Annotated in this window: 19 protein-coding genes, 1 pseudogene and 1 riboswitch; of the genes and pseudogenes, 10 read left to right on the top strand and 10 right to left on the bottom strand. The window is 64.0% G+C overall.

The window, feature by feature from the left end; genetic code table 11:
* Positions 1-1485: a helix-turn-helix transcriptional regulator gene (locus tag ACYVRU_RS09510; RefSeq protein WP_117284662.1), complete on the bottom strand. Its 1485-nt coding sequence runs from the start codon at positions 1483-1485 to the stop codon at positions 1-3.
* 345 nt (positions 1486-1830) lie between these two features.
* Here ACYVRU_RS09510 and ACYVRU_RS09505 point away from each other — a divergent pair, with 345 nt between their 5' ends.
* Positions 1831-3444 (top strand): FAD-binding protein, encoded by a 1614-nt coding sequence (locus tag ACYVRU_RS09505; RefSeq protein ID WP_302223442.1) that lies wholly within the window; start codon positions 1831-1833, stop codon positions 3442-3444.
* A 255-nt stretch (positions 3445-3699) separates the two neighbouring features.
* Here the strand turns inward: ACYVRU_RS09505 and mnmA are convergent, their stop codons facing one another.
* Entirely contained in the window at positions 3700-4809 is a 1110-nt protein-coding gene (mnmA, locus tag ACYVRU_RS09500; RefSeq protein ID WP_302223443.1) for a tRNA 2-thiouridine(34) synthase MnmA, read from the bottom strand.
* A gap of 182 nt (positions 4810-4991) precedes the next feature.
* A riboswitch (TPP riboswitch) is annotated at positions 4992-5113 on the top strand.
* Between the two features lie 78 nt (positions 5114-5191).
* On the opposite strand from mnmA, the gene thiM reads away from it, so the two are divergent.
* The 3 genes from thiM to ACYVRU_RS09485 all read left to right on the top strand — a co-directional run bounded on the left by thiM (position 5192) and on the right by ACYVRU_RS09485 (position 7411).
* The gene (gene thiM, locus ACYVRU_RS09495) at positions 5192-6082 is read left to right on the top strand and encodes a hydroxyethylthiazole kinase (protein ID WP_302223445.1); all 891 of its coding nucleotides are present in this window, start codon (positions 5192-5194) and stop codon (positions 6080-6082) included.
* A gap of 62 nt (positions 6083-6144) precedes the next feature.
* Positions 6145-6444: an MTH1187 family thiamine-binding protein gene (locus ACYVRU_RS09490; protein WP_157012629.1), complete on the top strand. Its 300-nt coding sequence runs from the start codon at positions 6145-6147 to the stop codon at positions 6442-6444.
* Between the two features lie 103 nt (positions 6445-6547).
* Positions 6548-7411, top strand: a complete 864-nt coding sequence (locus tag ACYVRU_RS09485; protein WP_161127768.1) for an ATP-binding protein — start codon at positions 6548-6550, stop codon at positions 7409-7411.
* A 57-nt stretch (positions 7412-7468) separates the two neighbouring features.
* Here ACYVRU_RS09485 and ACYVRU_RS09480 read toward each other — a convergent pair whose 3' ends face one another.
* A complete protein-coding gene (locus tag ACYVRU_RS09480) occupies positions 7469-9394 on the bottom strand; it encodes an aminotransferase-like domain-containing protein (protein ID WP_417179646.1) in 1926 nt (641 codons plus the stop codon).
* Positions 9395-9604: 210 nt separating this feature from the next.
* Here ACYVRU_RS09480 and pdxS point away from each other — a divergent pair, with 210 nt between their 5' ends.
* The 3 genes from pdxS (at position 9605) to ACYVRU_RS09465 (ending at position 11571) form a co-directional block, all read left to right on the top strand.
* Entirely contained in the window at positions 9605-10534 is a 930-nt protein-coding gene (pdxS, locus tag ACYVRU_RS09475; RefSeq protein ID WP_114548672.1) for a pyridoxal 5'-phosphate synthase lyase subunit PdxS, read from the top strand.
* Between the two features lie 5 nt (positions 10535-10539).
* Positions 10540-11088, top strand: a complete 549-nt coding sequence (gene pdxT, locus ACYVRU_RS09470; protein WP_461186059.1) for a pyridoxal 5'-phosphate synthase glutaminase subunit PdxT — start codon at positions 10540-10542, stop codon at positions 11086-11088.
* A 171-nt stretch (positions 11089-11259) separates the two neighbouring features.
* Complete coding sequence (locus ACYVRU_RS09465; RefSeq protein ID WP_461186058.1) at positions 11260-11571, top strand: hypothetical protein; 312 nt, start codon at positions 11260-11262, stop codon at positions 11569-11571.
* Between the two features lie 121 nt (positions 11572-11692).
* Here ACYVRU_RS09465 and ACYVRU_RS09460 read toward each other — a convergent pair whose 3' ends face one another.
* Complete coding sequence (locus tag ACYVRU_RS09460; protein ID WP_461186057.1) at positions 11693-12343, bottom strand: very short patch repair endonuclease; 651 nt, start codon at positions 12341-12343, stop codon at positions 11693-11695.
* A gap of 121 nt (positions 12344-12464) precedes the next feature.
* Here ACYVRU_RS09460 and ACYVRU_RS09455 point away from each other — a divergent pair.
* Positions 12465-13443 (top strand): annotated as a pseudogene (locus ACYVRU_RS09455) (M15 family metallopeptidase); the annotation flags it as partial.
* A gap of 230 nt (positions 13444-13673) precedes the next feature.
* Here ACYVRU_RS09455 and nrfD read toward each other — a convergent pair.
* Genes nrfD through ACYVRU_RS09435 form a run of 4 tightly spaced genes read right to left on the bottom strand, consistent with a single transcriptional unit; the run spans position 13674 to position 18090 of the window.
* Positions 13674-14573: an NrfD/PsrC family molybdoenzyme membrane anchor subunit gene (gene nrfD / locus ACYVRU_RS09450; protein WP_302223458.1), complete on the bottom strand. Its 900-nt coding sequence runs from the start codon at positions 14571-14573 to the stop codon at positions 13674-13676.
* 5 nt (positions 14574-14578) lie between these two features.
* Entirely contained in the window at positions 14579-15121 is a 543-nt protein-coding gene (locus tag ACYVRU_RS09445; protein ID WP_041714836.1) for a 4Fe-4S dicluster domain-containing protein, read from the bottom strand.
* Complete coding sequence (locus tag ACYVRU_RS09440; protein ID WP_114548664.1) at positions 15121-17325, bottom strand: molybdopterin-containing oxidoreductase family protein; 2205 nt, start codon at positions 17323-17325, stop codon at positions 15121-15123. Before ACYVRU_RS09440 ends, ACYVRU_RS09445 begins: the two co-directional genes overlap by 1 nt.
* A 21-nt stretch (positions 17326-17346) precedes the next feature.
* Positions 17347-18090 carry a 4Fe-4S binding protein gene (locus ACYVRU_RS09435; RefSeq protein WP_114548663.1) on the bottom strand — a complete coding sequence of 248 codons (744 nt, stop codon included), beginning with the start codon at positions 18088-18090 and terminating at the stop codon, positions 17347-17349.
* Between the two features lie 303 nt (positions 18091-18393).
* Here ACYVRU_RS09435 and ACYVRU_RS09430 point away from each other — a divergent pair, with 303 nt between their 5' ends.
* Positions 18394-20553, top strand: coding sequence for an aldehyde ferredoxin oxidoreductase (locus ACYVRU_RS09430; RefSeq protein ID WP_022739251.1), 2160 nt, complete (start codon positions 18394-18396; stop codon positions 20551-20553).
* A gap of 456 nt (positions 20554-21009) precedes the next feature.
* Here ACYVRU_RS09430 and ACYVRU_RS09425 read toward each other — a convergent pair whose 3' ends face one another.
* Positions 21010-22137, bottom strand: coding sequence for a hypothetical protein (locus ACYVRU_RS09425; RefSeq protein ID WP_302808908.1), 1128 nt, complete (start codon positions 22135-22137; stop codon positions 21010-21012).
* A gap of 2 nt (positions 22138-22139) precedes the next feature.
* On the bottom strand, positions 22140-22739 hold the full coding sequence (locus tag ACYVRU_RS09420) for an iron-sulfur cluster assembly scaffold protein (protein ID WP_114539325.1): 600 nt from the start codon (positions 22737-22739) through the stop codon (positions 22140-22142).
* 217 nt (positions 22740-22956) lie between these two features.
* Between ACYVRU_RS09420 and ACYVRU_RS09415 the strand changes: the two genes are divergently transcribed.
* Entirely contained in the window at positions 22957-24753 is a 1797-nt protein-coding gene (locus ACYVRU_RS09415; RefSeq protein ID WP_231699512.1) for a helix-turn-helix transcriptional regulator, read from the top strand.
* The last annotated feature ends 2 nt before the right edge of the window (positions 24754-24755 follow it).

The raw sequence follows: 24755 nt of genomic DNA, 5'->3' as shown, positions 1-24755 counted from the left end.
CTAATCCTGGGGCCCCGTCTCGCGGCCATCGAGGCCGAGCAGATCGAAGAGCTCCTGACGCGTGTGGATGTCGAGCTTCTGGTAAATATGGCGCACGTGGGCCTTCGCGGTGCCGTTGGCGATAAGCAGCTCCCTCTCAATGATGCCCACCGTCTTGCGCTGGGCCAAAAGCAGCAGCACTTCCTCCTCACGCGCCGATAGCTTGTAAGTTCGCGCGATCTCGTCGCAACGATCCGCCAGCTCCTGCTTGCGGATCATCGCCGCCGAGTCGGTGCCGCCGGACAGAAAGTTGGCACCCCAGCGGCTCGACAAGTCACGCTCGGAGAGCAGCACCGCCGTGGCCAAGGCCACGGCCACCACCGCCAGCGCAGAAACCGCCACCTCGCCGCCGATTCCGAACGACTCGAGTGCCCCGACCCCCGCCGCGGTCACGCGGCCGAGCCACATGAAAATTTGGCGCACGCCCCGTTCGATGCCGAACAGCCAGATAGCGGAGACCCCATAGCGGTAACAGATATTGGCGCAGATCAGCATGATGAGGATAGACTGGGCTGTATAGGCGGCGGCCATACAGAAACCGGCCGCGTAATTCTGCGTACCGCCGAACACCGGCACCAGGAACAGCGCGGCCACGATGAGGGGCAGCGCGAACCGGTAGATAAGCGAGAAGTCGAAGCGGCCGCCTTGGAAAGAGACGCCGACGAACACGAGCACCGCCACGAGCACGGCCCCGGGCGCCGAATGGGGGCCGAAGACGCCCCCGTACATGCCGTTTTCCATGAGACCGTAACCAAAGGCGTAGGCCGCCATGAACAGCACCGCCTTCCACGGCACCGAGAAGCGCGTCCACGCCGTGGCCGGACGCTCTTGGGGAGGAAGATGGGCGAACCCACGCGAAGCCGCCCAGAACGAGAGCGGAGGCAAAAGCGCCGTCATGACAAACAACCACGGCAGCATGAAACCGCGGTAGACGTACAGCACCACTGCACCCGCGACGATGGAGGCCGAATAGTAGAGAGCGACCCGCAAAGGGTTCAAACAACCGTACAGCTCGCTCCATGTCAGGATCACGAGGGCGATGCCGAAACCGCCCGCCACCGCGGCGGCATAACCGGCCCATGCCGCCAACGACGCCACCCAGCAGCTGGCAAACATCAGCGTCGTCGACGCCACGAGCATCGCGGAGCCCAGCACGAAAGGCCACCGCTTGTCGAAGAAGGGGCCGATGCGCCGGGCAAGGAGGGTGCAGCCGAGGGCGGTGACCACCATCGTCCAGTCGAATAAGTCGCGCGCCGACACGGTAGCGGCAGGAAACACCACGAATGTTCCCACAAACACGATCTCGATCCAGGCACGGTACAACCCGAGACCGAGGAATACCACGGGCACGGCAGCCACCGACCGGGGCCTCCGAAAAAGCGGGGCCCGTTCTGCTGCGGCATCGGGCCGGGCACTCTCGGTCGGGGAAACGCAATCGGACGCCATGTCGCAACCTCCTTATAGGCGCAGTTTTACCAATGAATTTTTCCCAGCATTCCGAAAAAGTTGAAGGGGAAAGCGATAGATGATAGATTCGATTATAGAACAAGACCAGCCGTCCGCCCTTCCCCGACGAGCCCCAAATGCCCACTCTGCCCGAAATAGGGGGTTATATAAGGGGGTTATAAAAGGGTTGGGGAGACAGGTTACACAATTAGGCCCCCTAATTCCCGCAGCGGTCGATGCACACAAGCATTCGCACCCCTATGGTGGAGTTGTCGGCAGGAATGCTCAAGGCCGACACGGGAGCACCGAAGCGCGGTGCCCCTTCGATACACCAAGGAGGGAATTATGAGCACTATTTCTCGCAGGGACCTGTTCAAGTTCGGCGGCGTGGCCGCCGCGGGCGCCATGGGCGTGTCCATGCTCGGGGGCTGCGCACCCCAGCAGCCGGTAGCCGCCACCGAGGAGGCCGCAGCAGCAGCCGGGGATGGAACTCCGGCATTCTTCGTGAAGCCCGAGCCCATCACCGACATCGCCGACACCCGCGATTACGACGTCGTGGTCATCGGCGCCGGCGCTGCGGGCGTGCCCGCCGCCATCTCGGCCCATGAGGCCGGCGCGAAGGTGGCGCTGCTTCAGAAGGAGGCCACGGCGGTGTCCCAGGGCAACACCTGCGACTCCATCATCGTCGACCAGACGGCTCCCGGCGGCGTGGAGGCCGTGGTTTCTCTCATCAACGCCGACTGCTGCCACCTCTCCGACCGCGAGCAGGTGCGCCTGTGGGCCTACAACTCCGGCGAGGCTTTGAAGTGGCTGTGGAACATCGGCGAGCAGGCCGGCGCGCAGATGGTCGATTCCACGGCAAAGTGGACGAGCAACATCAGCAACATCAACGGCTACGACGTCACCTACTTCGCCTTCGACTTCGGACCGAAGCCCTACAACACCGGCAACGGCATGCGCGACATCGCCGATTGGGCCGAGCAGCAGGGCGTCGAGATTTTCTACTCCACCCCGGCCGCCCAGCTCGTGCAGGACGAGTCCGGCGCCGTGACCGGCGTCATCGCCGAGGGCGCCGACGGTTACATCCAGTTCAATGCCGCCAAGGGCGTCATCGTGGCCACGGGCGACTACGAGAACGACGACGAGATGATGGCCTACTACGAGCCGGCCATGGCCAACATCTACCGCAAGGAGCAGAACAAGACCGGCGACGGCCAGAAGATGATGGTGTGGGCGGGCGCTTGCATGGAGGACGCCTGCGGCTCCAAGGTGCAGCACGACTTCGACGCCGGCCCGGGCTCCATGGCCGACATGCCGTTCTTGGCCGTGAAGAACGACGGCTCGCGCTTCTGCAACGAGGCCGCCTGCGAGATGGCCGTCATGGGCAACTTCCTGCGCAGCGAGGCCGACCAGGGTTGGTACAGCCAGATCTTCGACAGCAACTACATGGCCGACACCGAGGGCTGGCCGGGAGTGGCCCTGCCGCCCGAGGCCATGGCGAGCTACATGCCCGAGGTCGAGGGCGAGAAGACCGGCGTCTACGAGAGCCTCATCAACACCTTCTCTGCCGATACCCTGGAAGAGCTCGGCCAGAAGCTCGGCCTGACCGACGTCGACGCCTTCGTGAAGACCGTCGAGCGCTACAACGAGCTGGCCGAGAAGGGCATCGATGAGGACATGGGCAAGCCGGCCCAGTTCCTGAAGGCCATCAAGCAGCCTCCCTTCTACGGCATCCACCGCCACATCGGCCTGTCCACTATCATTCACGGCGTGAACGTGAACAAGGACATGCAGGTGCTGAACGCCGAAGGCGCACCCATCGAGGGCCTGTACGCCATCGGCAACTGCGCCGGCAACTTCTTCGGCAGCCCCGACTACCCCATGACGGTGCCCGGCCTCTCCCTCGGCCGCTGCCACACCCAAGGCTACGTCGTCGGCCGCGCTGTGGCCAGCAAGTAGGCCGCCTCTCGCAGCAACGGTGCGGGCCCCCTCCCGACTTTCCGCACCCTCCCAGCATCACCCTCCCAAGTGCACGGGGCGCCATCGAGCGCCCCGTCGCTTTTCGACCACTCTTTGGCCCGAAGGACTCCGTTAGTTCCAAAAACGGGAGTCCGACACCCGAGCACGGCCAGTCGGAGCCAAAAAACGAGAGTTTGGCATCCACGCCAATCTCCTTTGCGGGAAGACTTTCCGCAAGCATCCTTCCGCAAAACGCTACAGAGCCCGTGCGATGGTGCCGCCGCCGAGGACGATGTCGCCTTCGTAGAGGACGGCGGCCTGTCCTGGGGCAGCGGCGCGCTGGGGCTCGTCGAAGGCGACGGTCAGCTCGTCAACACCAGTCTGCTCGGCCACCGCCGGCACCGGGTGCTGGCGGTAGTGAGTCTTCACCAGCACCTCGCGCGGACCTTGCCAAACGTCGCCGCTGATGAAGTTCACATCGCTAGCCACTACCCCCACGCTGAGCAGCTCGTCCTTAAAGCCAACAATGAGCCGGTTGGCGAACGCATCCTTCCCCAGCACGTACAACGGTTCGCGCGCCGCTACGCCGATGCCCTTGCGCTGCCCGATGGTGTAGCGGATGAGCCCCGCGTGCTCCCCGAGCACGCGCCCTTCCCGATCCACGATCTCCCCCGGATTGAAAGCAGTGTCCGCGCCACAGCGGCCCTCGATGAACCTCGCATAGTCGCCGTCGGGCACGAAGCAGATGTCCTGGCTCTCGGGCTTCGCCGCCGTGACGAGGCCGCGGGCACGGGCCAGCTCGCGCACCTCGCCTTTGGTCAGCTCGCCCAGGGGAAACAGCATGTGGGCGAGTGTGTCCTGGGTAAGGTGGTACAGCACGTAGCTTTGGTCCTTGACGGGGTCGCATGCCCGCAGAAGCTGCCAGCGTCCCGTGGCCGCATCCCACCGGCGCCGGGCGTAGTGCCCCGTGGCCACGTAGTCGAGCCCCAGCTCGCGGCGGCGCTGCTGGAGAGACTCGAACTTCAAGAACCGATTGCAGGCGATGCAAGGGTTGGGCGTGCGGCCCTCGAGATAGGCGTCGCAGAAGGGGCGTACCACCGCCGCATCGAAGCGATCGCGCAGGTCGAAGGCATCGTGGGGGATGCCGAGGCGCTGGCATACCTCCCGCGCGTCTTCCACATCGCGCGACGACCCGCAGGTCGATTCCTGGTCGTCCCGCAGCACCATCGTCGCGCCGCGCACGGCATAGCCCGCTTCCTGCAACAGCAGCGCGCACACGGAGCTATCGACGCCCCCCGACATCGCCGCCATCACGCCGGACGTCCCGAGCGCCACAGCCATCTCCCTGTCATCTTCGAAAGTCATGGGGCGCATCATAACACAGCACGCCGAAACGCCAATCATCCTTCGCTATGGGCAACCTCTTATCCTGACGATGGCCCACAGCAGCTCTCTTGGCTCCCTCTCCCCGTTTTTCCCTGTTTCTTCGCCTCTCGAAAGGCACGAGCGAATTCCTCACACGCACGTCGAAGCCATCGTGCTAAGCTGAAAGCATGCAGGGGTACCGCTCGGCGGCACGCGAAGCCGTCCCGTGGTTGAGAGGGCACAGGCGCCCAACCCTTCGAACCTGTCAGCTAACACTGTCGTAGGGAGCATGCTCGCCAAGCACAAGGGGCGCTTCCTGCGGGGAGCGCCTTTTTTGGCGCGGCCCGCAGGACAACGCTCCGGCTTCCGGAAAGGAACCGCCATGTCCGAACATTCCACTACCACCGCCTCCCCCACCCGCACTGAAGCGGAACTGCGGACGCTCATGGCCCGCGCCGTGCGCGAGGTGCGCGAGACGAACCCGCTCGCGCCTTCTATCACCAACACCGTGACCCAGAGCTTCGTCGCCAACGCCCAGTTGGCCGTCGGCGGCTCGGCGGCCATGGTGTATTTGCCCGACGAGGGCGAGTGCGTCGCCGCCCTGGGAGGGGCCGTCTACATCAACCTGGGCACGCTCATGCCCGTCTACGAGCAGACGGTTCCCGCCACGGCGCGCGCCTGCGCGGCCGCGGCCACGCCCTGGGTGCTCGACCCGGTGGGCGTGGGCATCGGCAGCCTGCGCACTCGGCTCATCGAGGCCGTGCGCGAGAATCCGCCGACCATTTTGCGCGGCAACGCCTCGGAGATCATCGCCGTGGCCGACCTGTGGGGGCTTGGCGGCAACTCGGCCGATGGCGCTTCCGGCGACGGCCCCCGCGGCGTCGATAGCACTGATTCCGTGGATGCCGCCGAGCGCGCCGCCGTGGCGTGCGCCCGCTTCACGGGAGGCGCGGTAGCCGTTTCCGGCGCTACCGACCTTGTCACTGACGGCGTGCAGGTGGCGCGGCTCTCCGGCGGCTCGTCCCTCATGACCTGCATCACCGGCTCTGGCTGCTCGCTGGGCGGCGTATGCGCCGTTTACGCCTGCGTGGCCGATCCCTTCGTGGCAGCGCTCACCGCAACGGCCGCCTACAACCTGGCCGGCCTGCGCGCAGCCGAAACCTGCGACGGTCCGGGCAGCTTCCAAGTCGCCTTCCTCAATGCCCTCTACAACCTCACCACCGAAGAAGTGACTGAGGCGCCTCTGGCACTCACCAGCACATCAGCCGCGTAATCCCATAGCGATAGCCCGCAAACCTCGAAGCCGCATTTGCAACCAAAGAGAAAGGCCGCCCTATGAACACCCTTGTTGCCGTTGCCATCGCGCCCTTCGGCGTGGGAGACGAGCTCGCGCCCTATGTGGCCGAGGCCATCCGCGTCATCCGCGACTCCGGCCTGTCCCACCGCACCACCTCCATGTTCACCGAGATCGAGGGCGACTGGGACGAGGTCATGGCCGTCGTACGCGACGCGACCATGGCCCTCGCCGACCAGGGCATCCGCACCGAGGTGGTCCTGAAGGCCGACATCCGGCCGGGGCACACCGACACCCTGCACACCAAGGTCGAGAAGGTGGAAGAGCTGCTGGCCGAGTAGGGGTTCGTCCACATCTTTCCATCATCTACATGGAGCCTCTTGCGCTTTCGCGTCGACCCGCTATGATGCTGCCCGACATACGACACGAAGCGAAAGAGGTTCCATGCTCCGCAAGATCATTCACATTGACGAGGACAAATGCATCGGCTGCGGCCTGTGCGTCGACGCATGCCACGAGGGTGCCATCGCCATGGTCGACGGCAAGGCGCGCCTTATGCGCGACGACTACTGCGACGGGCTGGGCGACTGCCTGCCGGCCTGCCCTACCGACGCCATCTCCTTCGTCGAGCGGGAAGCCGCTCCCTACGACGAGGCTGCCGTGGCGGCACACCTGGCCGCCCGCAACGGCGGCGCGACGGCTTGCAGCGTTCCGGCCGCGGCCGAGCACCGCAGCGGCTGTCCCGGCTCGGCCGCCCGCACCCTCATCGACGACGCTCCGAAGCCGGCGCCGTCGCCTGCGCACCAGGGCGGATGCCCCGGTTCCCGCAGCCGCTCCCTGAACGGAGCCCCGGCACCAGCCGCTCCTGTACCGGCTGCTCGCACCGCCGCTCCGGCCGCTACCGGCGCCACCGACGCGCTTTCCGCCGTGGCCGCCGCTCTGCCGAACCGCTTGGCTCAGTGGCCGTGCCAGATCAAACTCGTACCGGTGCAGGCCCCCTACTACCAGGGCCGCGGGCTGCTTATCGCCGCCGACTGCACCGCGTTTGCCTGCGCCAGCTTCCACGAGCGCTTCATGAGCGGCAACGTCACCATCATCGGCTGCCCCAAGCTGGACGAGGGCTCCTACACCGACAAGCTCGCCGCCATCATCGCCGCCAACGACATCACCTCGGTCACCGTCGCCCGCATGGAGGTGCCCTGCTGCGGCGGCCTCGAGCGCGCCGCCGCCGAGGCCTGCGCCCAGTCGGGCAAGGACATCCCCTTCGAAGTGGTCACCTTCGCCGTCAACGGCGACGTCATCGGCTAGAAACAACCGACGCGCACTTGATTGAATGCGCCTCCTAGTTCATCGAGGATGACCAGGTCAGCCCAGCTCGACCATAACCGCCTCCGAGACGATCCCGGCTACCTCCGGGATCGTCTCTTCTTCCAAGGAAGAGAAGCTCATCACGAAGGCGGGACGGCGCCGACCCCTCCCCTCGCTGCACCCAGACCGCACCTCGTCGCATACCCTTCGGGCACCCTCGACTTCGCGAGCCTCGCACCGGCAGCCTACCGTTTCGTTCGAGCTGCGCCCAGGAGCTCCCGCCTCGCAACCCGTGAACCGATAACGGCCCAAAGGCGCCAGGCGCACGCCCCGAATCGCAGCGCGCCGGGCCACGCGCTCCTCGAAAGTCGCACTATCTCTCTCGTCTCCTTCGACACTCCTAACCTCCATGAGAAAGTGCAGCCCGGCACCCGCATTGGCAAAGTGCAAATGATCGCCGGCCGAAGACGCCGCTAGTACGTCAATCAGCGCGCTCAGCCGCCGCCGGTAACGCGTCCGCTGGCGATTGACATGGCGCTCGTAGTCCCCCGACTCCATGAACCGCGCCAACGTCAGCTGCTCCAATGCACCCACCGTGCAGGCGTAAAAGCCAAGTCGGTCGCGGAACCGTTCGGCCAGCGCCTCGGGCAGCACCATGTAGCCAATGCGGAAAGCACCCCCGAGCGTCTTCGAGAACGTGTTCGCGTAAATGACCCGCCCAGCCCCATCGAGGGCCGCGAGTGGAGGTACGGGACGCCCCGCCATGCGGAACTCGCAGTCGAAGTCATCTTCGATGAGGTAGCGCGACTGGGCACTGGAAGCTTTCACGCTCCGACCGCGAATCTCCCTAGCCGCTGCACCGTCCTCGGGCGCGGCAACCCCACTCTGGGCCCATTCCAACAACGAGCGCCGGCGCGACACCGGCACCGTGATACCGGTGGGAAACTGGTGCGACGGCGTGCAGTGCAGCACGTCGATGCGGGCACGCTCGAGCGCCTCCAAGACCGGCCCTTCCCCATCGAGAGCGATCGGCCGCACCGCCACGTCGTTCGACTCGTAGATGCGCGTAAGCCGCGGATAGCCGGGGTCTTCCACGCCGTACGCCAGATTACGACCGAGCAGCTGCACGAGCAGGCCATAAAGCGACTGGGCACCGGAACCGATCACGATCTGGTCGGGATGCACCTCCATGCCGCGAAAGCCCCGCAGATGCGCCGCGATGGCCGCCCGCAACCGAGGCGATCCCTGAGGCCCCGACGCCTCCAGCACCGTGCGCTCGCTCTCGTCGGCCAACACGCGCCGCAGCGTCCGTGCCCACGCCGCGTAGGGAAACACCCCTTCCGGCGCCGTCGCCCCCGTGAAATCGGCGAGCCATTTGCGTCCGGCGCCATTCTGGCCGCACCAAGATGCCCCACATCCGGCATCGTTCTGGCCGTTCCAAGATGCCCCGCATTCGGCCCTGTCATCCCCGATGCACGCGTTGCTCCGGATTTTCGTCGCATTCCCGCAGAGGCTCGCTTCGCCCTGGAACCCCCCACACGCCCCCGAAACATCCCCTTTGCCACAAGCTATACAAAAGGACTCGTCTTTTGTGGCAAGTTTTTCGAGGGTTTCGACGTCGCCACCTTCCGAAACCCCCATTTTGGCTACGCCGAGCGCGCTTTTGCCCTCGAAACCGGCTTTGGAAGGCGATTTCACGGTTTCACGCGTCGAAACCCTCGAAAAACTTGCCAAATTCGAGCCGATTTCCTGCACATAGAAGCCGCTGCGGGGCACGGCGCGCACATAGCCCTCGGCCACCAGCTGGTCCAAGGCCCCCTCCACGGTGACGACGCTCACCCCCAAATGCTTTGCGAATGCCCGCTTGGAAGGGAGGCGCGCGCCGGCCGCAAGAACACCGGACTCGATGTCGGCTCGAAGCGCCCGGTAAAGCTGCTCGTACAGGCTCGTCTCCCCTCCACGATTTAGCACATACGTGAGCATCGCTTTCCCTTCCTCCTCCTGCAGCACGCTTTGAACGAGCTGCTCCTTTACGACCACCTGGTCTTCTGCCAGATCGCCAGCTCGTCGGCTCTTTGCGAAACCGAGGCCATCTCCAACTGACCTTATTAAAACTTCCCAAATTGAATATAACACTAAGCTCAGTTATCCCTTACCCTTCCGCTCATATCTTTTGCGAAAGGAAGGATCCTCATGACCGAAACCGCCCCCGCCGCTAACCAGGCCGGCAACCCCGCTACTCCCATCACCTCTGCTGAGCGCGTAGCCCTCAACCGCCAGCTCGCCCAAATGCTGAAAGGCGGCGTCATCATGGACGTCACCACCCCCGAGCAGGCCCGCATCGCCGAGGCCGCCGGAGCCGCGGCCGTTATGGCGCTCGAGCGCATCCCCGCCGACATCCGCGCGGCCGGCGGCGTTTCCCGCATGAGCGACCCGGCCATGATCAAGGGCATCCAGGCGGCCGTTTCCATCCCCATCATGGCGAAATGCCGCATCGGGCACTTCGCCGAGGCACAGATCCTCCAGGCCATCGACATCGACTACATCGACGAATCCGAAGTGCTCTCGCCGGCTGACGACACCTACCACATCGACAAGACCGTCTTCGCCGTCCCCTTCGTCTGCGGCGCCCGCGACCTCGGCGAGGCCCTGCGCCGCATTGCCGAGGGCGCCACGATGATCCGCACCAAAGGCGAGCCGGGCACCGGCGACGTCGTGCAGGCCGTGCGCCACATGCGCCGGATGAACGCTGAAATCCGCCGCATCCAGAACCTGCGCGACGATGAGCTGTTCGAAGCGGCGAAGGAGCTGCAAGTGCCGGTGGAGCTGCTGCGCGAGGTGCACGAGGCCGGCAAGCTGCCCGTCGTGAACTTCGCCGCCGGCGGCATCGCCACCCCGGCCGACGCGGCCCTTATGATGCAGCTGGGCGCCGAGGGCGTCTTCGTGGGCAGCGGTATCTTCAAGTCGGGCGACCCGGCCCGACGCGCCGAGGCCATCGTAAAGGCCACCACGAACTTCAACGATCCTGAGATGCTCGCCGCCTTGTCCGAAGACCTCGGCGAAGCCATGGTGGGCATCAACGAGCAGGAGATCCAGATCATCATGGAAGAGCGGGGGCAGTAGAACCCATGTCCCCAACCATCGCCGTTCTCGCCCTGCAAGGCGCTTTCATCGAGCACGAGCAGCGCCTGCAATCCCTCGGCTGCACCACCATCGAGCTGCGCCAGGCCGCCGACCTCGCCCGTCCCTTCGACGGCCTGGTGCTCCCCGGCGGCGAGTCCACCGTACAGGCGAAGCTGCTGCATGACCTGGGAATGTTCGAACCGCTGCGCCAACGCATCGCCGAGGGCCTCCCCGCCCTCGGCACCTGCGCCGGCCTCATCCTGCTCGCCGACCATTTCCGCACCCTGCCCGTCACCGTGCGCCGCAACGCCTACGGCCGCCAACTCGGCAGCTTCCACGCCAAGGGCCGCTGGGAAAACACCGACGAAGCCATCCCCCTCACGTTCATCCGCGCCCCGCGCATCGAGGCCCTCGGCCCCGGGGTCGAGCCCCTCGTCACCCTAGACGGCACGCCGGTGGCCGTGCGCCACCGCAACCAGATAGCCTCCGCCTTCCATCCCGAACTCGACTCTGACAACCGCCTCTACGAGGCGTTCCTCGAGCGTGTAGCCTAAATCGTAGCCGCAGTGCGCAAATCGCTGATCTCAGGCACAACCAACCCCCGCTAGCAGCTCGCGCGCTGCTAGTAGTTGCAAATAGTCTCATCTCTTGAAACAACATGAGACTATGGTAGGGGGATGCGGACGAAATCTTGGACCTGGATCGAGGCCCGGAGAGGAGATCGCATGTTCACCGACGAGGATCGCAAACGCGCCTTGGAGGCCCTCGCTGCCAACGGCGGTCGAGTGACCAAGACGCTGAGGGAGCTGGGCCTTCCCCTCGATCGATTTGGCCACGAATCGTTTATTCCGACCGCTCAGCTTGTGGGGAATGAGGTCGAATATACGCTTGACGACCAGCGCCCTGTCCCCGGCGCGCTTGGCGATGTCCTCGCGATACCATTCCACGATATCCTTTTGCCTCGCGCGGAGGATCCACTTTCGTTTCATCGCGTCATCAGGCTATATATTGTTTTCTGGACCTTAGCTTTTGCCTAATTCGGTTTTCTGAACCAAGATGGAATCAGGTTATACACTTTTCTGAACCTGAACAGACCCTATATTCTCACTTTTCTGAACCCAATGAATTAGATTAAGGGCTTGTACCGCCCGAATCCACTTATTCCTCCCTCTCTTCCGGGAACGTCTCATCGTAGTCGGGGTCGTCTTCGCGGCGTACGAACTCGTACAGAAGGCGGCGCGTGGCCGGCAGCTCCTTTTTCTTCAGCTGGTGCTCCCACAGCACGAGCACCCTCCAGCCGGCCGCCTCAAGCGCCGCTAGGTTTTGCTCGTCGCGCTCGACGTTGCGGGCGAACTTAGCTTCCCAGTAATCGAGGTTCTTCTTGGGTACCGACAGGCTGCAGGTGGGGCACCGGTGCCAGAAGCACCCGCGGATCTCGATGGCGAGCTTGCGCCCCACGAAGGCCACATCGGGACGCCCGGGCGCCTTTCCCCAGTCGCAGCGGTAACCGGGAAAGCCCATCTCACGCAGCATGCGACGCACGAGCACCTCCGGCTTCGTATCGCGTCGCTTGTTGCCCTGCATCGATTTATGCGTGGCCGCCGACACGACCCCGAAATCGTAGCGGTTCGTCTTCGATAAGCGCACGCGAGATTCAGCGCCCTCCTCGCCTTCTGCAGAGTCTTCGTCGGCAGCCGCCGCTAAGACTTGCTCCCTCGCCTCGATTGCGCGATCAGTCACGCCGTCGGGAGCATCGCCCGCATCGCCCTGCGCAATCGTCTCTTTCGTTTTCTCTGTTGGCTTTTTCATGGCCGTTATTATAGCGCCTGCGCCTTCCCGCTTGCGGAACCCTGAACACTCCAATTAAGAAAGCGTAAGATGTGCGTCTTTTTGCAAATGCTGTCACGCGGCGCGCAACCCAAGCGCTACCATGGGAGCCCCCCATCGGCTCGCCAGTCGCAACTGGCGCATTCCAGCGGCAATCACACGTCGCCGGAGCCGGCCGCCCCAAAAGCGAACCGAGCCCCAAGCGACAACGCAGCAGCCGAAGGCAAGCCAAACGAAACACCGAACCCAGGAAGGAGGAGGCCCCATGACGAACGCGCCATTCGCGCTCGACCGTCGCGAGTTCATCGCGCTCGCCGGCGGATTGGCCGCCGTGCTCGTCGTCGGCGACGGTGCCTATTTCTCCTCCCGCAGGTCGGCCGCCCACGCCCAGCCTGTACCTTCCGAATCCGGTACCCTGACCCAACCCGAAACGCCGCTTAACGGCACGATCGCCTCACCCAGCACAGAGACAGCAGCGGCCGCCACGACCTCTCCCGAGACCGAGTCAGCAGCCGCGACCAATACCGAAATGCCTCCGACGACGCTTGAAGACCTACCCTGGAACCTGCGCCTCGTGAACCGCGACCATCCCCTCGCCGCCGACTTCGCGCCTAGCAATCTGGCCGAGTTGCCCGACGCAAGCTGGGTGGAGCCCCACGTCAACCACCGAGTGGATGCCCGCATCGTCGAAGATCTCACAGCCATGCTCACGGCTGCCGAAGCCGCCGGCACACATCCCATCATCTGCTCCTCTTTCCGCACCTACGACTACCAGGAGAATCTCTTCGAAAACCGCATCGAGCGAGCCGAGCGCGAGGAGCATCTGGAAGGCACCGAAGCCGAGGAGGCCGCCGCATTCTGGGTTGCCCCACCGGGCGCCAGCGAGCACCAAACCGGTCTCGCCGTCGACATCGTGGACGCTGACTACCTGGAACTGGACGAAGGCCAGGAATCCACGGCCACCCAGCAGTGGCTCATGGCCCACTGCACCGAGTACGGCTTCATCCTGCGCTACCCCACGGACAAAAGCGCCACAACCGGCATCGGCTACGAGCCCTGGCACTACCGCTACGTCGGCAAAGAGGCCGCCTCCGACATAGCGGAAAGCGGTCTCTGCCTCGAAGAGTGGCTCGTCGAAACGTACCACGTCCAGGCCTGAAGCCGCTCCGCTCCTTTTCCGCAACTGCACCCTTCCGCAGCCGCCCTCTCCGAAACCTGCCCTCTCCGAAACCGCGAAACAAAAATGCCGAGCCGTCCCACAAGAAAGGCGGCCCTAAGGCCGCCTTTTGCAAGGAGTGGGTATCGCAAGAACTTACAGCATCCAGGGCTGAACAATCGTGATCGGCACCGCCGCGCTCACGATGAGCAGACGCAGCATGAAGCCGCCGACGAGCACGCCCGCATCCGACAGCGCGCTGATCATCTGGCCCGTGCGCGAGGTCTCGAACTCGTGCTTGGCCAGCCACAGCATCCAGCATTCCAGAATCGTCGGGAGCACCAGGCCCACGATGACGAACAGCAGCCAGAACGCGACGGCCCAATTGCCCGACACCAGCGACATCACGCTCTCCCAGCCGGCGGGGCTCGGGTTGAACGCCGTGATGAACAGCAGCGCAGCAACCAACACGAACTCGATGACGGGCAGCCAGAAGTGGAACTTCTTCATGACGACCACCTCGTTGAACTCATCGGGCGCATAGAACACGCCGACGAGCAGCACCGCGGCCATGCCGGTGGACACGGCGGACACCAGGAACAGAATCGGCAGAAGCGCGCTGTTCCACAGGGGGAATCCCTGGCACACGCCAAGCAGGCAGCCGGTGTAAATGGCGACGCACAGGCCCATGACGAGCCCCACGCAATCGAGCCACATCGGCACCTCGCGCTTCATCAAATCAAGCAGGAGCACGATGAGCGCGACGACCACGAACACCGCCAGAAACACCACGCCCCAGGTCATGACCGACCCGAAGTTCGTGAGCAGAAGCGCGAAGCGCAGCGGATGGGCGAAGCCCGCGGCAGCGTCGAACATCAACAAGCACAGACCGATGATAACCACGATCGGCGCGATGAGGCGTCCGACGCGCATGAGGCGCTTACACTCCGGGTGGCGATAACGAACGAACACTGCCGTTGCGAACGCACCGCCGCCCAAGCCGGCCAGGAAGAGGTACCACGCGATGATGGCGCCCCAAATGGGTTCGTAGATCATGTCAATCACCTCACGTAATAGATCTTGGCGCGGGTCAGATCGCCGGCGATGGGAGCCGCACCCGTGCGCGCGATTTCCTTGGAAATCTCGCTGTCGGAATCGTCCAGATCGCCGAAGATGCGGGCACCGGTCAGGCAGGCATCCACGCACGAGCACATCTTCGTGCCGTTCTCATACGAAGAAAGCGTGCAGAAGCGGCACTTGTCCACCTCGCCCGTCTTCGAGTTGCGCGTACGCACCTGGTAGGGGCAGGCGGCCATGCAGTACAGACAACCGATGCAGCGGCCGTGATCCACTTCGACGATGCCGTCAGAGCCCATATGCGCGGCCCCGGTGGGGCACACGCTCGCGCACGGCGCGTCCTCGCAGTGCATGCACTGCAGCGGGATGTGCTCCACGGTCACGTTGGGGTACTTGCCCACTTCGCGCTCCTCGAAGCGAATGAACGACTCGTCGGGGAGCAGATCGTTCTGGCGCTGGCAGGCCGTGCGGCAGGCATAGCAGCCAATGCACTTCTTGGTATTGATGAGCATTCCGTAGCGTGCCATCATTCACCTACTTTCTGCACGGAAACCAACGTCTCCTGCGTCATGGCCGAGCCATAGGCCGGTTCCATGTGGAAGGGAACGAAGTCCATGAAGTTCAAGCCAACCCCATAGGCCGTGCGCTGATCGGGAGACTTGCAGCCATAGTGCGAGGGCATGTAGATGGCCGTCGGGTTAATGCGCTCGGTCACCTTCACCTTGATGGGGCCCTCGGCCATCGTGTTCGACAGAATGACCTCGTCACCATCCGCGATGCCCAGACGCTCGGCCACCTCAGCGTTGATCCAGATGCGGTCGAGGCCGTAGGACTTCGTGATGTCCATCAAAGGCTCGCAGTTGGCGGTCTGCGTATGCGTGTGGATGGCCTGCTTGCCGCCGATGAGGCGGAACTCGCCGACGGTCTCGTTCGGCATCACCTGGGGCTCGACCCACACCGGGCACGCGGACAATCCAGCCGCCTCGCACGCCTCGCTCGTAAACTGGATCTTGCCCGTCGGGGTCTTCCACTCGGGAACCTTGCCGTAGGCATAGGCCTTCTCGGGGAACGAGATCGTGCCGACCTGGCGCAGCTCATCGAGGCTCGTGCCCACGCTGCGCAGCTGCGCGTCGGCCAGCTCGTCAACGGTGAACGGGAAGTACTGCCCCACGCCGCACGCCTCGGCCAGCTGCGTGAAAATCACGTCCACCGGACGCGTGTTGGGGTGAATCACCTCGAGCACCTGATCGCGCAGGGAAACAACCGGCACGCGTCCGCCCACGAACTCGGGCAGCTCGCGACGCTCCAGGTAGCTGCACTCGGGCAGCACGTAGTCGGCCAGCATCGCGGTTTCCGACATCTGCACGTCGACGACGACCATCAGATCGAGGTTCGCGAAGTCCTCTGCCAGCTGGGCGGGGTTGGAATAGCCGGCCGCCATGTTCGAGTTGTAGAAGAACAGGCCCTTGACCTTGCCCTCCTTCGCCATCTCGGCGACGTAGAGGTTGGTGCCCATGGAAGAGAGCGCCAGCGGGTACTCCTCGGCGCCCCACATCTTCGCCTCGACCTTCGGCACCTCGGGGAACTTCGCCGGATCGAGATCGCCCGCCTTCACGCTGGGGAGGAACAGCGCCCCGCCGGGCTGGTTCCAGCAGCCCAGAAGCGTGTTGAACAGGCAGAGCGCTCGCGCCGTCTCGCCCGAGTTCGCGTACGAGCACCCGAAGGCACCGCGCCAGCTCGGCTCGATGGAGGCCGCAGGGGCCGCCTCGGCGAACTCGAGCGCCAGCCGTTCGATATCGGCAGCGGGAATGCCCGTGATGCCCTCGGCCCATTCCGGCGTGTAGCCCGCAATGGCGCTCGCCCACTCGTCGAATCCGACACTGTTGGCCGCCACGTACTCGGCATCGTAGAGATCGCGATTAATAAGCACGTTGGACATGGCCAAGATGAGCGCCAGGTCGGTGCCAGGGTTGATGGGCACCCACTCGTCAGCGAAAGCGATGCTGTTGTTCAGGCGCGGATCCACCAGCACGATGTGCGCGCCGTTCTCGTGCGCCTGCTGCAGCGCGGCCACCGAGCTGGGCCGGATGGCGTCGGCATAGCTGCGGCCGATGAACATCGTCATCTTCGAGTTGGCCACATCCGATTCGAAGTTGGCCGCCCCGATGGCCTGCGTGAACCCGGACTCCTTGGAGAGGTTGCAGGCGGCGCCGTGCGTGTACACGTTGGGGCTGCCGAGCGCGTTCATGAAGCGCTTCGTGTAGTACTTGCCCGACGGGCGCGGATCCTGCACCATGGCAAGCGCCTCGGGGCCGTACTGCGCGATGATATCGTTCACCTTCTGGCCGATCTCGCTGAGCGCCTGATCCCATCCTATTACTTCGAATTCGCCGTTTTCGTTCTTCTTCATCGGGTCGGTGAGTCGATCGGGCGAATAGGCGATCTGGGAATAGCCGTACCCGCGCGCGCACAACTTGCCCTGCGCGTTCGGATGGGCCTCATCCCCAATGAGCTTCGTGAGCTCGCCGTCTACGACGTAGGCGTAATAACCGCACTTGCTCGAGCAGGAATTGCACAGCGAGTGCACCACTTCGGTTCGCTTATCCGTCTCGGCATCAGCATCGGCTTCGCCGCGAACCGACAAGCTCACAAGGCCCGCGCCGGCGGCCACGGCAGCCACCCCGGCGCTTCCAACTAAAAAGCTGCGCCGTGTTAAAGCGTGTCCTGACATAATGGTCCTTCTCTCTATCGTTTAAGCCTCGACGATGGTGACCGTGGAAACCACGCCCTCGTCGATGGCCTTCTGGGCAATATCCTCCCAATCGATGAACTTGATGGCGCCGTTGGGGCACTGCTCGGCACAGCGACCGCAGGAGATGCACTTGGTCGACGTGCCGGTCTGGGCGTTGATGTGGGGCATGTTCCAAGGGCAGGCGGCAGAGCACATGCCACAGCCGATGCACACGTCCTCGTCGACAACGCGAGCGCCGGTCTCCTCATCGGAGTGGATGGCATGGACGGGGCAGTACTTGGCGCACTGCGGATCGACGCACTGCTTGCAGGAGGCGACCGTGAACTGGCAGTTGCCGAAGATGCCGTCGTTGGTATCGACGCCGGAACCGAAATTGTAGTTGTCCCACACGCGCACGCGGGCGATGGACTGCTGGGTCGCGCCGTCGTTCTTCAGGGTGCACATCATCTCGCAGCGCTGGCAGCCGGAGCAGCGAGCGCGGTCGGTGACGATCATTTTCGTAGGAGTGGTGCGCAGCTCGATGCGGCCCGAGGCAATGGAGGCGGTGGTCACGCCCCAGGAGGCGAGCACGCCGCCGACCACCAGGCCGGCAACGCCGCAACCGGTCATGGCGAGCACGGTGCGACGGGTAAAGAAGGGCTGCTTCTTCTCGGAGGCCGGCGCAGAGCCGGGCTCGGTAGCGGACACCGGGGCCGCGGGCGGCTGCTCGGTGGCCACGGTTTCATTTTTCTGGGTGTCAGACATTTGAACTCCCCCTTGTAACTTCATGCTTGTCTCAGAGAGAACTCAAGATCGCGACGCCACGCAACAGAGGGCATCATAGTCATGAATGAAGAAGCTGTGTACCCTCTTTGAGGGGGATTACCGAACGTTTGATTTCTCCTCATCCGTCCGTAGAGGAGCCGTCATGTTTCCGTTGAAAAAGATCCCCTCATTGAGGGGAGGGGGATAAAATTGCCCTCCCTTATACTCGTACGCGACGATTACTCCAGATCGACGACCTAGTACCACGCAACATGAGTACACGAAGAGATTTGGAGCTTCATCATGGCTGATTCAAAATTGGATCCCAACAAGTCCTATGGCTGGACCGGTAAGATCCTCCGCGTCAACCTGACCGACAAAACCGTTTCCGTCTCGCCCACCGACCCTTATAAAGAGTATTTGGGCGGTATGGGAATAGCCAACAAGATCATGTACGACGAAGTGCCCGCCGGCACCGATCCGCTCTCCCCGGAGAACAAGATCGTGTTCGCCGTCGGCCCTCTGACCGCCACCGGTGTTCCCCTGGCGGGCCGCACCACCATCGCCTCCCTTTCCACCTATACCACCGATCATCAAGTTGTTGACGCCCACACCGGCGGCATGATCGGTGCGGCCATCAAGAAGGCCGGCTGGGATGCCATCGTCATCGAGGGCGCTTCCGACGAACCGGTTTACCTGAAGATCGACGATGACGACATTGAGATCAAGCCCGCCGATCAAGTGTGGGGCCAGGGCACCCGCGCCACCACCGAGGCGCTCTCGCGCAAGGAGGGCACCGACTTCTGCGTGGCCACCATCGGCCCTGCCGGCGAGAACCTGCTGCCCTACGCCTGCATCATCAATTCCCGCAACCATTCCGCCGGCGCTGGAGCCGCCGCCGTCATGGGCTCGAAGAAATTGAAGGCGCTCGTCGTGCGCGGTAGCCAGCCCATCTACGTGGCCGACCCGCAAGAGGTGGCCGACCTGTCCGACTACATGCTGCGCGAGATCGTCGGCTCCAACAACAACCACGTCGTACCTTCCACCCAGCAGGAGTGGGCCGAGTACTTCGACAAGGGCAGCCGCTGGACGGCCCAGAAGGGACTGACCTGGGCGCTGGCCGAAGGCGGCCCCATCGACACCGGCGAGCCGAAGCCCGGCGAGATCAACACCGTGGGCTACCGCTGCATGAAGGCCTTCAAAGACGAAGGCCCAGAGGCCGAGAAGTACACCATCAAGATGGACGGCTGCCACAGTTGCCCCATCCATTGCTACTCCGACTTGCGCGTGCCGGCCTCGGCGGCCAACGGCGGCTACGAGATCACGGGCAACACCTGCGTGCCGAACTTCCCGTTCACCAACTACATGATCAAGATTTTAGGCGACAACACTTCCGTTGAAGCCGGCAGTGAAGACGCCCTCATCTGGGATCAGGTATTCGGCTCCACCATGGACGATTTGGGCCTGTGGTGCAACTACGGGCAGATCTACCGCGACATCGCCCACTGCTATGCTACGGGCCTGCTCCAGAAGGTGCTGCCCCCCGAGGAGTACGCGGAAATCAATTGGGAGGGCTTCAAGAATAACGACCCCTCCATGGTGCCGCCCCTTCTGGCGAAGATCGCCGCCAACGACTCGGAGATCGCCTACATCGGCCACGGCCCCATCGTCTGGACCGAGCGTTGGAACGATCCAGACTGGTGGAACACCCCCGCTTCCACGCTCATCAACGTGCGCGGCTGGCCGGTGCACCATGCCCATGAGTGCTTCGGACAGGTGGGCCTGCTCTATAACATGGTCTTCAACCGCGACGACATGATCCACTCTGCCGTGAACTTCCAGGGCTGCGGCTTGCCCTTCGAGCTTAAGCAGCAGATCGCGGCCGAAGTGTGGGGCGACGCGAGCGCCATCGATCCGGACAAGAACTACACCCCCATGAATGAGTATAAAGCGAACTTCGCCTGGTGGTCCATCGTCACCGACGTGCTGCACGACTCGCTCACGCTGTGCAACTGGGTATGGCCCATGACGATGAGCCCCACGAAGGCTCGCGACTATCGCGGCGACCTGGATCTGGAGGCCAAATTCATGAAGGCCGTCACCGGCGAAGACGTGACGACGGAAGACCTGTACAAGATGGGTGCGAAAATCACCACGCTACAGAGAGCCAACACCGCGCGCGGCATGGTGGGTGCCAACGGGCAAATGGGTACCAATGACTTCCGCAACGTGCACGACGTCGTTACCGAGTGGCCCTTCACCATGGATCCGGACATCGAGGTGTTCACCGAGGGCACCAACAAGATGGACAAAGAGGATTTCCAAACGGCCCTCACCATGATGTACGAATGCTTTGGCTGGGATCCCGAGCTGGGCTGCCCGACGGCCGAGTGCCTGGACTACTACGACATGCCCGACGTGAAGGAAGACCTCGCCGCCCTCGGCCTGCTTCCCGACGCCTAGGGAGATGCGCAGAGCGAAACCAATCTGCGCTGAAGGCTGATCCGTAGGGGGCGACCTCGGTCGCCCCTCCCAAGCGGCATCACCTCACCTGATAGCCGACCCCTTCTAACGCGAGCTCCGAAGGAGCTCCCCCTTCGTGAAAGGAGCCCCCGCAAACCGGTTGCGGGGGCTCCTTTTTTGCACGCACCCGTAGCACGAGGCGTGTTTTTGCCATCAGAGAAGAGCGCCTACGACATTTTTGCCTCTCGGGCTGCGGGTCGTCTTCGCCCGAACAACAAGCCCGATGCCCTGAACAGGTATTTCTTGTTCTTTTGGAAAGTTAGTCGCCTAAAACACCGCAGCCCGACCCACAAAAATGTCCAACTCATCTGAAAAGCGCGACAAAAATACGGGTCGAGCTACGGTTTCGACAGCGCAGCTCACAGACTGAACCGCCGAGGCTTGGGCAGGCAAGTCTTACACGTTGCGAATGCGCTCGACGGCGTCCCACTCGGCGAGGGCCTGGGCGCGGCGAGGAGTCAAATACGTCGTGGAATAGAAGTAGACGTCGCCGTTGGAAGCCTCCACGCGCTCGATGTCGTCGGCGCGACCCTGCGCGCGGGCCTCAGCGAAGGCCGCCTCCACCGCTTCGGCCTTCATGCGAAACGGGTCGTTGGCCAAGCTCTCCCGCGCCATGGGGCGGGGGTAGACCGACGACTCCTCGCGCACGCATTCGATGAAGGTGGCCACGGGGTCGTCCTCAGCGGCGAGGAACGCCCAGCGGGCGTAGGCGTCGGTCATGGCCGAATCGTCGTAGAGGTAGTAGCTCTCGGCACCCATGAGCAGGCGGATGTGCGCGAACTCGGGATGCGGGTCTTCCTCGGGAATCTGGTTGGAAGTCTCCTGGGGCGGGGCTGGCGGGTACCCTGATTCGCTCAAACAGTCCTCGCTCTGCGAAACAGCCCACTGGGCTGTTTCGTTCGCTGCGGAACTCGCTCGGTCAGGGCACCCGCCAGCCCCTCGGACGTCTTCTTCTGTCGCGGAGCTCGCCCGATCGACGCACTCAGCCTCTCCGCTCGGCTTCGCCTTCGCCGATCGCTCCGTCCCAACCTCTGCCGCATCCGCTGAGACGGCTTTGCGTTTGAAGGGGGATGCGCCCACGGGGCGGCCGTTGGAGGAGGAGAAGGCGGACTTCACGTGCTTGTTGGCGGCGCGGCGAGGTGCGCCTCCGGCATCGGGGCCCTCCACGTCGCCCGCATCGCGCGAGCCGTTGGGATCGCCGAATTCCATAAGCGCATCGTAGACGGCCATCTCCAAGTCTTCGGGCGTCATCGACGGGGGCACCAGGCCCGCAGCCTCCCATTCGCAGGGACACGACAGGCGGCTTGCTCGCGAGGTCGCGCGCGCCGCATCAAGCACCGCCGCGATGGCCTCCTCACGCGCCTGCTCGGGATCGAGGGCGTCTTCCGCGCCCACCTCGTCAGACGCTGCAGCCGTGGCGGCCCAAGCCTCGCCATGGGGCAGCGCGTCGGCAATGTCCTCGCCCGCCGCCTGGGCTTCCGCCAGCGCGATCACCGCCGCGCGGATCTCGTCTTCCTCGCGCACGGCTACTCACCGTCCATGGCAGCCACGAGCAGGTCGGTGCGGGTGTCGCGCAGCGAGCAATGCTCGCACATCAGGCAGGCGACGCTGTAGGAGTCGCAGGGCACCACCGCATCAAGCTCGGCCAGACCGGCCCCCTCCCGCGCAAGGAAGTCGCCGATGAGCGCCCGCACCGCTTCCACGGAGAACGTCAGTGTGTTCGCCTTCCCGGCGGGAACGCCACCCACGGCCTCCCGCACATCCTCAATGGTGAGCGCCAGCGCCTCGTCGAAAGTGCGCCCCTCGATCATCGAGCAGGTGGCGCTCGCGCACCCCGTCATCGCCAGGCATCCGCGCGTCTTGAAGCCGGCGGCCTCGATGACGCGCGTCTCGGGATTGATGCGTCCGAACAAGCGGAACGCCACCTCGCCGCGCTTCGACTTGCCGACCATCGCCTGGGCGTTCATCCCCTCGGGGCGACCGCCGTTGTGGTAGTCAGCCACAATGGCCAAAAGCTTGTCCGAGTATCCGGCCACTTCGTCGTCCACTTCGGTTTGGTACACATCGGCCGTGCGCAGCAGCACTTTCTGCTTCGGCTCGTGGTAGATATCGCGACCCTCGCTCATGGGCTCCTCCTCTTCTTCGATTGTTCACTTGCAAGATTACCAGAACCCCCTCAATGCCCCTCCCCTCTTTCAGGCGATGTCAGATTGCGGAAACGTAACGGCTCTCTCGGCAGATGCGCCGCAGCCAAGATTCCCCGCGCACAAGCCCGAAAAAGAGCTATGATGGGGAATCGCGGGAAAGCCATGATGGAACATGCATCGGGCGAAAGGGGGATTCATGAGCGTTGTCGTGAGCGGACTTTTGAGTCGCGCAAAGGCATTCTGGCCCATGCTCGCAGGCATCATCTGCGCACGCACAGCTCTCATCGTGGCGTGCTACGGCAGCTACGCCTCCACCGACGACGGCATCTTCACCGACGGCTCCATGTTCGTCACCTGCGCGCTCTTCATCGTGGCGCTGCTCATCTTCTCGCGATCTCGCCGCGAGCTCGGCGCTACCGCCGTGCAATGGATCATGGTGGGGAGCATCATCGTCGCTGCTGGAGCCTCCATGGCCCTCTCCCTGCTCGACAGCGCCGACCAAATCCTTGTGGCCACGGCTTTTGCCCTCAGCATTGCAAACACCCTGGCCCTGTCGCTGTGCATGTTCTACTGGCTGCGCTGCCTGCGCGGCACCGACGAAGTGACGGCCGCCCTGTTCGTGTTCTCGGCCTTCTTCATCAGCGTCGGCATCGTTTACCTACTTTCGTTTCTGCCCACCCGAGCGCAGAACATCATCGGTATGGCGCTCATCGTGGCCCAGTTCGCCTTCCTCGGCCCGGCCGGCCTGCGCGCCGAGCATCCGACGGAGCGGCCGCACCGTCGGGCGCGCACCTTCTTCACCTTCGCCCGCAGCAACATCCAGGACTCCCGATTCCTCGCCGCCTGCGCTGTCGGCATGGCGCTTCTGGGATTCGTCGACGGCTTTCTCCGCGGTTATCCCGACGGCCTGCCCATCCCCTTCACCTGGAGCTCGCGACTGGCCTACGCCTTGTGCTCCATGCTGATATGCGCCCTGCTCATGCTTCTCGTCGTGCGCCGCCGCGAGCGCGTCATGACCGTGGACGCGTTTATCACCATGGCGCTTTTGGCCTCCCTCAGCCTCGTCCTGTTCGGCGCCTTCCCCTACCACTGGGAGATCGGGGCCGTGGCCGTCAACACGCTGAACATCGTCATCTGCGCCTACTGCTGGTACGTCATCATCGCCTTCACCAGCTTCGGAACTCGCGACCCCTATATTTACGCCATGGGCGGCTGGGTGATCTGCTTCGGCTCGCGCTCCCTCGCCCGTATGCTGCTGTACTTCACTTACCCGTTGGCCGGCAACGATCTGCTCATCAACTCGCTTCTCGGGGCTCTTGTCCTCATTTCCACCCAAGTGGTTCTCGTGCAGTTCATGCACGCCGAGCGCGGAGAATCGTCCGCGGAAGCCGATCGCCTGGAGGCCGAGAACGAGCGGGTCATGCGCCAGGCCGAAGCCGATGCGGCCGAGTCGGCGGCGGCGCTGGCCGAAGCTGAGCAAACGCTGCAGAGCGTCGTATTCAACGCCGCGAGACGCGAGGCCACCGCCCAACAAACAGCCTCCGAGGCTTTGAAGGCCGCCGAGGCGCGCCAGTGCATCCGCTGCAACGAGGAGTGCGCCGCTATCCGGGAGCAGCTTTTCCAGATCGACCCCGCCTCAGCCTCCCCCGGTTCCACGCCCTCGCCTTCCCCCTCGGCGACAATGCCGTCGCCTCTCGGCTCTTCGCCCTCCTCTGCCCTGGAGTCTTCCCTCGCCCCTTCCCCGTCCACCATGGGCGAGCTGTCCGATTCCATGCGTCGCAACGTGGAGCGCATGGGCGAGCATTTCCTGCTCACGAGCCGCGAAATGGACGTGCTCACCCTCTACGCCTTGGGTCACACGCAGAAAAAGGTGGCCGAGGAGCTGTTCATCACTCCCGCCACCGCCCACAGCCACATCAAGCGCATCTACAGCAAGTGCGGCATGCACTCGCGCCAGGAAATCCTCGAGTACCTCAATTCTTACGGAAGCTAGGA

This window comes from Adlercreutzia sp. CNCM I-6216 (assembly GCF_977113345.1).
This window is presented reverse-complemented; position numbering and strand designations above follow the sequence as displayed.

Excerpts from the sequence above, each read along its gene's own strand:
- ACYVRU_RS09505 (WP_302223442.1), top strand. The coding sequence starts at position 1,831 with ATGAGCACTATTTCTCGCAGGGACCTGTTCAAGTTCGGCGGCGTGGCC.
- ACYVRU_RS09485 (WP_161127768.1), top strand. The coding sequence starts at position 6,548 with ATGCTCCGCAAGATCATTCACATTGACGAGGACAAATGCATCGGCTGC.
- ACYVRU_RS09465 (WP_461186058.1), top strand. The coding sequence starts at position 11,260 with ATGTTCACCGACGAGGATCGCAAACGCGCCTTGGAGGCCCTCGCTGCC.
- ACYVRU_RS09480 (WP_417179646.1), bottom strand. The coding sequence starts at position 9,394 with ATGCTCACGTATGTGCTAAATCGTGGAGGGGAGACGAGCCTGTACGAG.
- ACYVRU_RS09430 (WP_022739251.1), top strand. The coding sequence starts at position 18,394 with ATGGCTGATTCAAAATTGGATCCCAACAAGTCCTATGGCTGGACCGGT.
- nrfD (WP_302223458.1), bottom strand. The coding sequence starts at position 14,573 with ATGATCTACGAACCCATTTGGGGCGCCATCATCGCGTGGTACCTCTTC.
- thiM (WP_302223445.1), top strand. The coding sequence starts at position 5,192 with ATGTCCGAACATTCCACTACCACCGCCTCCCCCACCCGCACTGAAGCG.
- ACYVRU_RS09435 (WP_114548663.1), bottom strand. The coding sequence starts at position 18,090 with ATGTCTGACACCCAGAAAAATGAAACCGTGGCCACCGAGCAGCCGCCC.
- ACYVRU_RS09490 (WP_157012629.1), top strand. The coding sequence starts at position 6,145 with ATGAACACCCTTGTTGCCGTTGCCATCGCGCCCTTCGGCGTGGGAGAC.
- pdxT (WP_461186059.1), top strand. The coding sequence starts at position 10,540 with ATGTCCCCAACCATCGCCGTTCTCGCCCTGCAAGGCGCTTTCATCGAG.
- ACYVRU_RS09460 (WP_461186057.1), bottom strand. The coding sequence starts at position 12,343 with ATGAAAAAGCCAACAGAGAAAACGAAAGAGACGATTGCGCAGGGCGAT.
- ACYVRU_RS09420 (WP_114539325.1), bottom strand. The coding sequence starts at position 22,739 with ATGAGCGAGGGTCGCGATATCTACCACGAGCCGAAGCAGAAAGTGCTG.
- ACYVRU_RS09445 (WP_041714836.1), bottom strand. The coding sequence starts at position 15,121 with ATGGCACGCTACGGAATGCTCATCAATACCAAGAAGTGCATTGGCTGC.
- mnmA (WP_302223443.1), bottom strand. The coding sequence starts at position 4,809 with ATGACTTTCGAAGATGACAGGGAGATGGCTGTGGCGCTCGGGACGTCC.
- ACYVRU_RS09440 (WP_114548664.1), bottom strand. The coding sequence starts at position 17,325 with ATGTCAGGACACGCTTTAACACGGCGCAGCTTTTTAGTTGGAAGCGCC.
- pdxS (WP_114548672.1), top strand. The coding sequence starts at position 9,605 with ATGACCGAAACCGCCCCCGCCGCTAACCAGGCCGGCAACCCCGCTACT.
- ACYVRU_RS09415 (WP_231699512.1), top strand. The coding sequence starts at position 22,957 with ATGAGCGTTGTCGTGAGCGGACTTTTGAGTCGCGCAAAGGCATTCTGG.
- ACYVRU_RS09510 (WP_117284662.1), bottom strand. The coding sequence starts at position 1,485 with ATGGCGTCCGATTGCGTTTCCCCGACCGAGAGTGCCCGGCCCGATGCC.